The organism is Sagittula sp. P11, from assembly GCF_002814095.1.
GTDB lineage: Bacteria > Pseudomonadota > Alphaproteobacteria > Rhodobacterales > Rhodobacteraceae > Sagittula.
Window position 1 is genome coordinate 225,537 of record NZ_CP021915.1, and the last position, 12,531, is coordinate 238,067.

At 59.8% G+C, this 12,531-nt stretch carries 8 protein-coding genes and 1 pseudogene; 1 reads left to right on the top strand and 8 read right to left on the bottom strand.

The genetic code is table 11. The features are described 5' to 3' along the window. From CDO87_RS24740 to CDO87_RS24760, 5 genes and pseudogenes are all read right to left on the bottom strand, one after another. The gene (locus CDO87_RS24740) at window positions 1–888 is read right to left on the bottom strand and encodes a branched-chain amino acid ABC transporter permease (RefSeq protein WP_100931416.1); all 888 of its coding nucleotides are present in this window, start codon (window positions 886–888) and stop codon (window positions 1–3) included. After that, a complete protein-coding gene (locus tag CDO87_RS24745) occupies window positions 889–2,808 on the bottom strand; it encodes a long-chain fatty acid--CoA ligase (RefSeq protein WP_100931417.1) in 1,920 nt (639 codons plus the stop codon). It lies immediately after the preceding gene. Next, window positions 2,801–3,607: an ABC transporter ATP-binding protein gene (locus tag CDO87_RS24750; protein ID WP_027264301.1), complete on the bottom strand. Its 807-nt coding sequence runs from the start codon at window positions 3,605–3,607 to the stop codon at window positions 2,801–2,803. The genes CDO87_RS24745 and CDO87_RS24750 overlap by 8 nt, the downstream gene beginning before the upstream one ends. Window positions 3,608–3,644: 37 nt before the next feature. Then, window positions 3,645–4,499 (bottom strand): SDR family oxidoreductase, encoded by an 855-nt coding sequence (locus CDO87_RS24755; RefSeq protein WP_100931418.1) that lies wholly within the window; start codon window positions 4,497–4,499, stop codon window positions 3,645–3,647. A gap of 105 nt (window positions 4,500–4,604) precedes the next feature. Then, a pseudogene (locus CDO87_RS24760) lies at window positions 4,605–5,339 on the bottom strand (acyl-CoA dehydrogenase family protein); the annotation flags it as partial. Window positions 5,340–5,447: 108 nt separating this feature from the next. Between CDO87_RS24760 and CDO87_RS24765 the strand changes: the two are divergent. Next, window positions 5,448–6,713 (top strand): IS256 family transposase, encoded by a 1,266-nt coding sequence (locus CDO87_RS24765; RefSeq protein ID WP_027264277.1) that lies wholly within the window; start codon window positions 5,448–5,450, stop codon window positions 6,711–6,713. A gap of 318 nt (window positions 6,714–7,031) precedes the next feature. Here CDO87_RS24765 and CDO87_RS24775 read toward each other — a convergent pair. The 3 genes from CDO87_RS24775 to CDO87_RS24785 form a co-directional block, all read right to left on the bottom strand. Beyond that, window positions 7,032–8,191 (bottom strand): IS3 family transposase gene (locus CDO87_RS24775; protein WP_100165069.1). Its coding sequence is split into 2 segments (ribosomal slippage): window positions 7,032–7,942 and window positions 7,942–8,191, totalling 1,161 coding nucleotides; the frame shifts between segments, so codons are not numbered across the junction. A gap of 121 nt (window positions 8,192–8,312) precedes the next feature. After that, a complete protein-coding gene (locus CDO87_RS24780; protein ID WP_027264297.1) occupies window positions 8,313–11,393 on the bottom strand; it encodes an efflux RND transporter permease subunit in 3,081 nt (1,026 codons plus the stop codon). 27 nt (window positions 11,394–11,420) lie between these two features. Then, window positions 11,421–12,524 carry an efflux RND transporter periplasmic adaptor subunit gene (locus CDO87_RS24785; protein ID WP_254698504.1) on the bottom strand — a complete coding sequence of 368 codons (1,104 nt, stop codon included), beginning with the start codon at window positions 12,522–12,524 and terminating at the stop codon, window positions 11,421–11,423. Between the last annotated feature and the right edge of the window lie 7 nt (window positions 12,525–12,531).

Consider the following 12,531-nt stretch of genomic DNA (forward strand, 5'->3'; position numbering starts at 1 on the left):
TTACACCCTTTCGATGTCGTGACGACCGAATAGTCCGTGCGGACGGATCATGACCGTGAGAATGAGCACGGCAGCGACGATAAGCTCACGGCTTCCGCCTCCGACAAGCGGATCGAGGAAATCAGCGCCAATGTTTTCGACGACACCTAGGATGATGCCTGCGATTACGGCGCCAAGGATACTGTCGAGACCACCGAGAACGGCAACCGTCAGTCCTTTGAGAAGCAACAGCGACAGCGCCTGATCGACACCCTGAATCTCACCCCAGATGACGCCAGCGGCGACGGCAACAACGGATGCCAATGCCCAGGACAACCCAACGCCGCGCTCAACCGAGATACCTACCGACCACGAAGCCATGTAATCATCCGCGATCGCCCGCAACTTGATCCCGGTCCGGGTTCGGAAAAACAGCATGAATGCGACAAACAAGGCGAGCGCAACACCGGCACCAACCAGATGGATGCGGCTGATGAAGATGTCGCCCAAAAACAGTGGATCATAGCTGACGCCCAACTCCATCGAACGTGACGTCCCGCCCCAAATCGCAAGCGTTGTACCCCGCAGGAAAATGTCGAGGCCGAGTGTCAGCATCAAGATCATGACGACCGGCCGACCTGCGAGACGGCGCAGAGCAACACGCTCAATGCCGAACCCAAGGCCGAACATGACAACCGCAGCCAGAGGGATGGCCAGCCACAAGGGTAAACCCACATCGCGCGCCAGCGCCAAGACCACATAGGCCCCGACCATGGTCAACCCGCCCTGCGCCAGATTGGGCACCGAAGATGCCTTGTAAATCAGCACAAGGCCGATGGCGAATAGCGAATACAGCAGACCCGTCAAGGCTCCGTTGATCGCAAGCTCTGATAGAAAGACCCAGTCCATTTATACCTCCCTGATGGGAAGGCTTCTTTCGACCTTCCCTACTTCCCCGGTCTCGTAAGTCACCTGCGCGCTTACATGGACCTCTTTTGAACCGTCGTAGAGCGCCGCGATCACGTCGGCATAGCGTTCCTGAACGACCTTCCTCCGCAGTTTTCGTGTCCGTGTGATTTCACCATCGTCCGGGTCGAATTCTTTCGGCAGACTGACAAAGCGTTGCAGGCGCAATGGCTCGGTGACGGCCTTGTTGACCCGTTGGAACGCCTCGCGAAGCAACGTCGCGACCTCTTCACGCTGAGAAAGATCGGCATATGACACGTAAGGTACGCCGTTCACTTCGGCCCAGTGCCCCACGGCCTCGAAATCCACGCAGACCATCGCCGTCAGTTCCTTCAGCCCGGCGCCAATCACGGCCGCATCCTTGATATACGGGCTGAATTTCAACCGGTTCTCGATGTAGTTTGGAACGTAACGTTCACCGTCGGCGGTGTGCATGACCTCGGAGACACGGCCCAGAACAACCAGGTGTCCGTCGTCTTCCAGATAGCCGGCATCGCCGGTATGCAGCCACCCGCCCTCAAGCGCTTCGGCGGTCGCTTCGGGTTTGTTGAAATACCCTTCGAACACGCTGTCCGAGCGCACCAAGATCTCCCCGTCCTCGGCGATGGTCACCTCGACGCCGGGCGCGGGTTTGCCAACCGTATGAAGGCGCACTTCACCCGGAGACTGAATTGCATTGATCGCGCTGTTTTCGGTTTGGCCGTAGAGTTGGCGCAATTTGATTCCCAAGGCTCGGTAGAAAACAAAGGTGTCTTCGCCGATCGCTTCGCCGCCGGTGAACGCGTTCTTGAGGCGGCTCATTCCGAACTGGTCCTTGATCGGACCGAAAACAATTGCCTCACCCAAAAGTCGGCCCAAAGGCTCCAATATACCACCGCTTTTTCCGTTCAGCTTGCGTGTCTCAGCGGCGATGGCCCGATCCATGAAGAAATGATACAGCCATTTCTTGAAAGGGGTCGAATTCTCGATACCCACCTGGATTGTCGTCAGCATTTGGTCCCAGCTTCTCGGCGCCGCCAGATAGAAGGTCGGAGCGATCTCGCGCATGTCGCGCACGACCGTTTCCTGGCGCTCAGGCACATTCACGGTGAAACGCCAAAGGAGTGCCGCGGCAACGGTTATGGCGTAGTCTCCCACCCAGGCCATCGGCAAGTACGCGAGGATCTCCTCATTTTCGTCGAAGGCACCCGCCGCATGTCCATTCCGAGCAGCAGCAAGAACGTTCTTCTGACTCAGTACGATGCCCTTCGGCGCGCCCGTCGTTCCGGAGGAGTGCAGAAAAATGGCCGGATCTTCCGGCTTCGCACGACTAAGCAGTTCCTCACGCAGGCCCGGGGTTTCGTTCAGATCGTGCTGACCAACTTCGATCAGGTGATCCCAGGACATCAGCCCTTCAACCTCGTAGAAGCCAAGACCGCGCGCTTCATCATAAATGATGTGGTCGATGCCCTCGGCGCCGGCGTCCTTCAGTTCCAGGATCTTGTCAACCTGTTCCTGATCTTCCGCAATAGCCGCGACGATCTCCACTTCGCCAAGAAAGTGCCGGAGTTCTTCGAGCGTCGCGCCGGGATAGGCAGGCATTGCATAGGCACCAAGCAACGAAACAGCCAGCATGCCGCCATAGAGCCGCGCACGGTTATCGCCCAGAACAAGCACTGCTTTGCCAGGCTTCACGCCGATTTTTTCAAGCCCAGCCGCACAGGCCACCACCTCTTGGGCGTATTCCGCCCAGGTGGTTTCTTTCCATATCCCACGCTCTTTTTCGCGACGGGCGATATCCTTTCCGTGGAGCGACGCGTTCTTCGCCAGAAGTGCACCAATCGTTTCGCCGCCTGAAGACCGGTTCTTCGTAAAATCAGTCATGCGACCCTCCGATATATGCCTCGATGACCCGCGGGTCCTTCACAACCTCCTTGGGGATGCCACTGGCGATCATTTCACCGTAATTCAGTGCCAGCATCCGATCACAAATGCCGGTGATGACATCCATATGGTGTTCGATCAGCAGAACGCTGACGCCGCGTTCGGCACGGGCATCCAGAATGAAACGGGACATATACCCTTTCTCTTCCTGGTTCATGCCGGCCATCGGTTCATCGAGAATCAGCATTTGTGGCTCGGCCACCAATGCCCGCGCCAGCTCGACCCGTTTTTTCAACCCGATCGGAAGACCATCGACCAACTCATGCCGGATGCTCTCGAGTTGCAGAAACTCGATCACCTCCTCGACGATTTTACGGTTCTCGATTTCTTCACGCTGTGCTGCCCACCAATATAGCGCCGTACGCAAAACGCCTGGGCTCATGTGGATGTGCCGCCCGAGCAGGATGTTGTCCAGAACGCTCATCCCGTTGAACAGGGCAAGATTTTGGAACGTCCTGGCAACCCCAAGCTTGGCAACCTTGTGAGGCGCTGTGCCCGTGATGTCTTTTCCTGCCAGCCGGACTTTGCCCTCGTTTGGCGGATAAAATCCGGTAATTGCGTTCGTCAGTGTTGTCTTGCCGCTGCCATTCGGACCGACAAGTCCAAAGATTTCCCCTTGCCGGATAACAAGGTCCACACCGGTGACAGCGACGATGCCGCCGAACCGTCGTTCGACCCCGCTGCACTCCAGTATCGCCCCATCATCGGCTCCGATTGCTGTTTTAGTCTTTGTCGTCATCTAGATCCCGTTGTCCCCCTAAGGTTCACGGCCATCATCAGGTAATCCGGAAGTAGTCCGGCCGCCCCGTTGGCCATGGATCCCCCCACAATTGCTGCCCACCGTCGATGTTCAGAACTTCACCGGTTACGAATTTCCCTGAATTCGCCGCCATATAGACAACCCCTTCAGCGACATCCCATTCGTCCCCGGCGTGCCGCATCGGATTGGAGTCCTGAAAGGTCGCAGAACCCTCCGGAGGGTAGTTCCCGAAACCGTTGCTTTCGCAGCAACCCGGCGCCACGCAGTTCACTCGGATACCGTGCGGAGCCCACTCCACCGCAACCGACTTGGACAGGTAAACTACCCCTGCCCGGGCCGCACAGGTATGCGCGATGCCGGGCATGCCGCGCCAGATATCGGCCACGATGTTGACGATGGAGCCCGATTGCTTGTTGGCAACCCAGTGGCGCGCCGCGGATTGCATCATCCACCAGGTGCCGTTGAGGTTGGTGTCTATGACCGCATTCCAGCCCTTTGGACTAAACTCCAACGCTGCTTGCGGAAACTGACCCCCAGCATTGTTCACCAATACGTCAATCGCCCCGAACTCCTGGTTCGTCTTGGCGACAAAATCCTCGACCTGCTCAGGCTCCCGGATGGTCATTGGCACAGCGAAGACTTTACCCCCGAAACTTTCGAGGAACTCCCTCGCCAAAGCCAGTTTCTCTTCGTTGCGTCCATTGATCGCCAGATTGGCCCCGAGCCTCGCGAACAGGGTCGCAATTGCCAGCCCCAATCCGCCTCCAGCGCCGGTCACCACAACGGTTTTGCCGCTGAATAAATCGCTCGCGTAAACGGTTGCACGTTTCGACAGGTCCTCCTTCGAAGACCCGAACTGCGTCTTATGCATGACGCCTCCTCCCATTCCCCTTAAGGGGCAGTTGCCAGTAATCTAACGGGTGTTAGAAAAATGGTCAAGACACCTTTTCCCACCAGCCCCGCCCGTTATCTCAGATCAGTAAGACATTGGAAGTCCAAGGGCTTTTTCTGCTATGAACGACAAAAGCATCTGCGGTGTCACCGGTACGATGCGGAACAGCAGAGCTTCCCGTACCAGTCGCTCCACGTGATATTCCTTGGCGTATCCGAATCCGCCAAATGTAATTTGCGCGGCTTCGGTCGCCTCAACCGCGGCGTCGGCGGCCAAAAGCTTGGCAGCGTTCGCCTCGACGCCGCAGGGTTCTCCCGCATCGTAGAGGGCTGCAGCGTGCATCACCATGAGATTGGCAGATTCCACCCGCGCCCAGGCTTTGGCGAGTGGATGCTGAACACCCTGATTTTGGCCGATCGGGCGGTCAAAAATCACACGTTCGTTTGCATAATGCGCCGCTCGCGCCAGTGCGTTGCGCGCAATACCGATGCATTCACCGGCCACCAGGATGCGTTCGGGATTCAACCCGTGCAAAATTTGTCTAAAGCCTTTGCCCTCCTCCCCGATCAGGTCCTCAGCCGGAATCGGCAACCCATCGATGAAGACTTCGTTAGAATCGACAGCCTTTCGACCCATCTTTTCGATCTCTCGCACGTCAACGAAATTTCGGTCGAGATCTGTATAGAACAGGCTCAGCCCTTCGGTCGGGCTGCTCACATCCTCAAGCCGCGTTGTTCTGGCCAGAAGCAACATCTTGTCTGCCACCTGCGCGGTAGAAATCCAGACTTTTTGTCCGTGCACGACATATCTGTCCCCCCGCCACTTCGCAACGAGCTATGCTGGGAAATGGGTGACGGTGTTTGAGAAGGCGGCGTATCGTGGCGGGTGTCGAAGCCTGCCAGAACTTCCAGAAGGAACGATACGCCTATGACGAAGAATACCGACATCATCGCCCTGCGTCAGCCGGAATCTGTTGACGATCCGCTGACCGAGATTGCCCGGGATGGGGCGCGCCGGATGCTGGCCGCTGCACTTCGGGCAGAGGCTGACGCCTTCGTCGCTCAGCATGCCGAAGAGGTCCTGCCGGATGGCCGGCAGCGTATCGTCCGGCATGGGTATGGGCCGGAGCGAAGCATCCAGACCGGGATCGGCGCGCTTGATGTGCGCCGCCCGAAGGTGCGAGACCGCGCGGCCGGACCTGCTGACGAGAAGGTGCGGTTCAGCTCCGCCATCCTGCCGAAATGGGCGCGGCGGTCGCGCAGCCTCGATGCCCTGCTGCCAGTCCTCTACCTGCGCGGCATTTCCACCGGCGACTTCCGGGAGGCGCTCTCTGCGATCTTGGGGGCGGAGGCGCCAAACCTGTCGCCGGGCGTAATCTCGCGCCTGACCGGGGAATGGCAGCAGGAACATGACCGCTGGCAGCGCCGTGATCTTTCGGCGCGGCGGTATGTCTACATCTGGGCGGACGGCGTCTACCTCCAGGCCCGGATGGAGCCGCAGGCCGAGTGCATGCTGGTCATTCTGGGCGCCACGCCCGAAGGGAAGAAGGAACTGGTCGGCTTCCAGATCGGCGTTCGGGAAAGCGCGCAGAGTTGGCGCGAGTTGCCGGTCGACATCAAGGCCCGCGGCCTTGCCGTCCCGCCGGAGATCGCCGTGGGAGACGGGGCCATGGGGTTCTGGAAGGCGCTCGACGAGGTCTTCCCCGGCACGCGTCATCAGCGCTGTTGGGTCCACAAGATCGCCAACGTGCTGAACAAGTTCCCGAAATCGATGCAGCCGACGGTGAAGGCCGACCTGCGCGAGATATGGCAGGCCGAGACCCGCGCTAAGGCCAAGGCCGCCATGGACATCTTCGCCGAGAAATATGGGATCAAATACGAGAAGGCGGTAAACTGCCTGACAAAAGACCGCGACGCGCTGCTGGCGTTCTATGACTTCCCGGCCGACCATTGGGATCACCTGCGCACGGGCAACCCAATCGAAAGCGTCTTCGCCACCGTCCGGCACAGGACCGTCCGAACCAAGGGGGCGCTGTCGCAAACGACAGCGAAGCTGATGGTGTTCAAGCTCGTTCAGACCGCCGCCAAAACATGGCGCCGCCTGAAGGGCGCGAACCAGTTGCCTTTGGTCATCGAAGGCGTCACATTCACCGACGGTGTCGCCGAGAACGACACCGAAAACCGCGCCGCGTGATCAAGCCGCATCACCCAGATTTCAGCATAGCTCAAGGCCTTCGCGAGATCGCCCTTGCCGGGAATGCGTAGCAGTTGGGCCTCGGTCCATGCCTTGAAGGCCTAGACCATGGAGCGGGAGTGCGCCTGGCGTGCTGCCAGCCGCAGTTCCGCTGTCTTTTTTGCCCACCCGAACTATGGCCTGCGGTGCGTTCTTTCAGGCCTGTGGGACGAAGCGCTCGTCTTTGGCGGCACCGACATTCGGCGGTTTTCTCGAAGGCGCGCTTGAGGCGACGGAACATGCCTACACCGTCTGACCTGCCCCCCTTCGGTCCCTCGTTCATAACGAGAGTCTGCGGGTTTGATCTTGATAATCATGGGTTTCGGTTTGGGCAAGCGCGCCGGGCGCGGAGCCCTCAAATTGCTCAAGCGCTCGGCGCGCTTGCAGTGGCGTCTGGTTTCCGAGCGACGAATGCGGCCTGACGGCATTGTAGTCATATCGCCATAGCGCCAGCTTTCGCCGGGCATCGTTCAGGGTGTCAAAGATCTCCTCGTTCAATAGCTCGTCGCGCAGGCTGCCGTTGAACGACTCGATGAAGGCGTTCTGCTGTGGCTTCCCTGGGTCGATGTAATGCCACGGCACATCGTTCTGGTCGGCCCATTTCAGGATGGCCCGGCTTGTGAACTCCGTGCCGTTATCACTGACGATGCAACCTGGTTTTCCGTAGACCCGCACCAGCGCATCCAGCTCGCGGGCGACACGGGCTCCCGAGATACTGGTGTCGGCCATGAGGCACAGGTTTTCGCGGCAGCAATCGTCGATCACTGCCAGGATGCGGAACTTGCGTGAAGCACCAAAGCTGTCCGACAGAAAGTCCAGCGACCACCGCGCATTTGGGCGCGCCGCCTCCGGCATCGGTGTGCGTGTGCCGCGGGCCCGTTTGCGGCCACGTCGTCGCTTCACCGAGAGACCTTCCTCCCGGTAGAGCCGATACAGCTTCTTGTGGTTCATGATCATGCCCTTGCGTTCGAGCAGGACGCCGATCCGACGATAGCCGAACCGACGTCGCTTGCCTGCAATCTCCTGCATCTCTTTGCGGATCTCGGGGCAATCCGGCGGGCGTTCGCGCCGGACCGTCTTTGGATCGACACCGACAAGCCGGCAGGCCCGGCGCTGCGAGATGTCGTGATCCCGCATCGCTCTGAGCGCTGCCTCTCGCCGCTTGGTCAGCGTCGTCAGTTCTTTCCCAAAAGATCTTTCAGGACCACGTTGTCGAGCATCGTATCGGCCAGCAGGCGCTTGAGCTTGGTGTTCTCGTCTTCCAGCGCCTTCAGCCGGGCGGCTTCTGACACCTCCATGCCGCCGTATTTGGCTTTCAGCTTGTAAAACGTGGACGGGCTCAGCCCGTGACGACGGCACAGTTCGGCCGTCGGCATGCCCGCCTCTTGCTCCTTGATCATCCCGATAATCTGCGCCTCGGTAAAACGGCTCTTTCGCATTCGTCTGCTCCTTCAAGGTTGGGCAGACTCTACATCATGATGAGGGATTTCGCGGGGGGCAGGTCACGTCCTTAAGACGGGTCGAGGGCGCTCAGAGAAGCGCTTATAACTGCATCTGCGTTCAGGCTGTCGCTGGGGAACCTGAAGGAGCGTTTTCTTGTTTAGGCGGCTTGATCAAGAAGAACAGCGCATACAATACCGGCACCGCGACCAGTGTCAGGATCGAGGCGAACGCGAGGCCACCCATGATTGTGACAGCCATCGATGCGAAGAAGGCGTCTGATATGAGCGGAATCATACCGAAAATCGTTGTGCCCGCAGCCAGCACGACGGGCCTCAAACGGCTGACCGAGCCATCGATCACCGCCTGATAGTCCTCGACATCTTCGGCGCGTTGCTGATCGATTTCTTCCACCAGCACAATGGCGTTCTTCATCAGCATCCCGGAAAGGGACAAGAAGCCGAGAAGCGCCGTGAACGTGAACGGGAGCCCCGTGAACAGCAGACCGAGAACCATGCCTGTGACCGACATCGGTACGACGAGCCACAATATCAGCGGCTGGCGCACCTTGTTGAACATCAGGATCGAGATCGTCAGCATCACAATGAGGCTGATCGGAAGCTGCTTGCCGAGACTTTCGTTGGCCATCTGCTGGCTTTCGTATTCGCCACCCCACTCCATCGAATAGCCGTCGGGGAGCCGCATCGCTTCGATCTCGTCGCGCACGCTGTTGAAGGCTTCGTTCGCAGTCAGATCCGGTCGCGCGCCGCCAAGAGCCGTGATCGTTCGCGCCCGGTCGCGCCGGTGGATCAGCGCCTCGACGAGGCGGGGCTCAAAGCTGGAGACGAGGTTGGCCATCGGCACATAATCATTTGCCCCCGGCGACCAGACCGAGAGGTCGCGCAAACGGTCCAGCCCGTCGCGCTCGACCTCGGGAAGCCGCAGATACATAGGGATTTCGGCATCGCCTTCGCGCAGGGTGCCCACCCGCAGGCCCGAGGTGCCGTATTGCACGGTGTCGGAAATCGATCCGCGAGTCGCACCGGCCAACCGCATGCGAGCCTCGTCGACGATGGGTTCGACGAGAATTTCGCGCTGCCGCCAGTCTGTGCGCGGGTTTGTGATCGTGCCGGCCTCGTCGAAGATCGCAAGCGCGTTATCCGATAGCTGCCGGAGGACAACTGGATCGGGTCCGGAAAACCGGACGGCGACATCGGCCCCGGCAGGCGGACCGAAGACGATCTCCTCGACGCGGATAAGAGCATTGGGGAATTGCGCCGGCAGTTCACGATTGAGACGCGCCGCAACATCGGGGATGAGTGTGGCATCGGTCGCACGCACGATCAGCTGACCGTAGCTCGCATCGGCCTGCTCAGGGTTGTAGGTCAGCATGAAGCGGCTGGCCCCTCGCCCGACAAGCGTCGTCACGTCCGTCACGATCTCCTCGCCTAAGATGATCGCCTCCAGCCGAGCGATTTCTTCATTCGTGACTCGAATGTCCGTGCCTTGCGGCATCTGGAATTCGACGTAGAATATCGGGGTGTTCGACGCCGGAAAAAAAGCCTGTTTGACCTGACCAAAGGCCATGACCGACCAGACCGTGATTCCGACGATCGTCAGGACGACGAGCACACGGGCGCGCAGCGCCAGCCTGAGGAAACCGCGGTAGGCCGAATAGACGAAGCCGCGATAGGGGTCCTTGGAGGTGTTTTTTGGCGCCTTCAGAAGGAGCTTCCCAAGATAGGGTGTAACGGTCACGGCGAGGATCCAGCTCATCAGCAACGAAATCGCGATAACCGCGAAAAGCGAAAACAGAAATTCGCCGGTGGCATCTGGCGACAGTCCAATTCCAGAGAACGCCATGATCCCGATCACGGTAGCCCCAAGCAGAGGAAATGATGTCGCGGTCTCGGTATCGGCGGCGGCGTCTTCGGCGGACTTGCCCCGTGCCATGCCAATCAGCATGCCTTCGGCGATCACGATGGCGTTGTCGACCAGCATACCCATAGCGATGATCAGCGCCCCAAGACTGATCCGTTCCATCTCGATGCCGAAGACAGACATGAAAAACAGCGTGGAAAACACCGTTAGGCCCAGCGTGGCACCCACCACCAGACCCGCGCGCCAACCCATGGTCAGCATCAGCGCCCCGATGACGATGGCCACGGATTGACCGAGGCTGACAAGAAAGCTCGAGACCGCTTCGTCGACGACCTTATGCTGTTCATAGATCGGTACGATCTCGACGCCGTCCGGCAATTCGGTCTTCAGTTGGTCCAGTCGTGCCTCGACCGATCTGCCGACCTCGACAACGTTGCGGTCCACGAGCGCCGAGACCCCAAGAGTGAAAGCTCGCGTGCCATTGTGACGCACGATCTGGCTCGGCCGCTCTGTCTCCTCTCGGACCACGCGGGCGATGTCGTAGAGCGCAATCTGCCCGACCTCTCCGGGGGCGCCGAGCCGCAGCGCCTCAATGCCCTCGACGCTGACATAACCCGGCGGAACGGACACACCTAGCCGAGACAGCCCTTCGCTGATCTCGCCGTTGGAGAAAACCTGGTTCTCGTCGGCGATGATACCGAGGATCTGGTCCGGTGGCAGCCCCAGTTCGGTCAGGCGCGCCGAAGGGACCGAGATGATGATCTCCTCTTCCGCCAGCCCCTGAACCTCGATCTTGGCCACCCCGTCGACGGTGACAAAGCCGCGCCGCAGTTTAGTCGCGAGGTCTCGCTGTTCCGAGGCGCTCAACCCATCGGCCGTCACAGCGTAGAACATGCCGTAGACGTCGCCGAAATCGTCATTGATGATCGGAGACTGCGCACCGGAGGGGAACTCTCTTTCGATGTCGCGGATGCGGCGGCGCATTTCGTCCCAGACCTGTGGGATCTCGTCGGGCCCATAGGTCATCTCGATCTCGACCGTGATCTGGGCCATGCCCGGCATGGATTTCGATTCCACCCGGTCGAGCTGCTTCATCTGTTGGAGTGCGCTTTCCACGACATCGGTGACTTCCTCTTCCACCTCCATCGCCGTCGCGCCCGGATAGGGCACGAAAACGAGCGCCGTCTTGAGCGTGAAACTCGGGTCTTCGAGGCGTCCGACCGTGTTCAGCCCCCACAAACCGCCGAGAAGGCAAAAGATAATTGCCAGCCAAACGGCGACCGGACGTCGGATGCTTGCGCGGGAAATACTCATTGTCATGGTTTCGGTTTTCCGGTCCAGGATCGTTCAGAGGCCGCGAACCGCGACTGTTTCGTTTTCCTTCAGGCGCCACCACCCGCCGGACACAACCAGTTCGTCTCCGGAGAGCCCCTCAAGCACGACGATTTCGTCGTCGTTCGGCAGCCCCAGGCGGATCGTCTTACGGGACACCCGGCCGGTCCCCTCGTCATACAGCCAGATGGACGGCTCGCTCCGGCTCGTCGTGTCGATCGCCGAGACCGGGACGACTACCAACCGCGATTGCGCACCCTCCGCGGCGGCGGCTACGCGCACATTCGCCGTCATTCCGGGCAGCAATCTCGGGTCGATGGCGCCCTCGATTGCAAACTCTACGTCATAGGTTTGGGCTGTGGGGTCTGCATCGGTCACGAATGTCCGCAGATACAGAGTTGCGTCATACCCCGACACGGCGGGGAAAGAGGCGGTTACCCTGAATGCATCGGGCTGGGCCCGTGCCATCGCAGCGAGTTCCTCGGGCAGCGAAATCCGCACCCGCATTTCACTGATGTCCTGCAACCTGGCAATCGGAGCCGCAGGGGTGACGTTCGAAAACTCCTCCAGAAAGATGCGCGCGACAATGGCGTCGAAGGGCGCGGTGATCGTGGCTTGAGCCAAGCGTCGCTCCGCTTCACGCAGGGCGACTTCTGCCTGAGCAAGCTGCGCGCGGTTCGTTTCAAGTCGGGCGTCGGTCGCCACCCCTTTCTCGGTCAGACTCAACGCACGATCGTATTCGGATTTTGCGAGGTCGAAAGAGGCCTGCGCCCGATCCACGGCCAATTCGAAATCGACTGGGTCGAGCGCGGCAATTAAATCGCCTTTCTCAACCCGAGTCCCGGCATCTACCGTGAGGTCGGAAAGCTGACCCGAAACCTGAAAGGCGATATCCACGGTCCGGGCGGGCTCCACGCGGCCTGCCAGGCTGCGCGCTCTATCGCTATCGCGAAGCTCGGCACGCGATACTTCGACCGTGACCGGCTGGGCCATATCTTGCTCGGCGCTTCCTTGCGCATCGGCACCGGAAACCTCATCCGTAGTCTGCGCGAAGACCTTGGATGCGATGTCCGGGTTGAATTGCACAAGAAGGACAATGGCGAGAAGGAGGGCGACCAATCCAGCG

Bases quoted from the DNA above. Each gene is read 5' to 3' on its own strand.
- CDO87_RS24780 (WP_027264297.1), bottom strand. From the start codon at position 11,393: ATGACAATGAGTATTTCCCGCGCAAGCATCCGACGTCCGGTCGCCGTT.
- CDO87_RS24750 (WP_027264301.1), bottom strand. From the start codon at position 3,607: ATGACGACAAAGACTAAAACAGCAATCGGAGCCGATGATGGGGCGATA.
- CDO87_RS24755 (WP_100931418.1), bottom strand. From the start codon at position 4,499: ATGCATAAGACGCAGTTCGGGTCTTCGAAGGAGGACCTGTCGAAACGT.
- CDO87_RS24740 (WP_100931416.1), bottom strand. From the start codon at position 888: ATGGACTGGGTCTTTCTATCAGAGCTTGCGATCAACGGAGCCTTGACG.
- CDO87_RS24765 (WP_027264277.1), top strand. From the start codon at position 5,448: ATGACGAAGAATACCGACATCATCGCCCTGCGTCAGCCGGAATCTGTT.
- CDO87_RS24745 (WP_100931417.1), bottom strand. From the start codon at position 2,808: ATGACTGATTTTACGAAGAACCGGTCTTCAGGCGGCGAAACGATTGGT.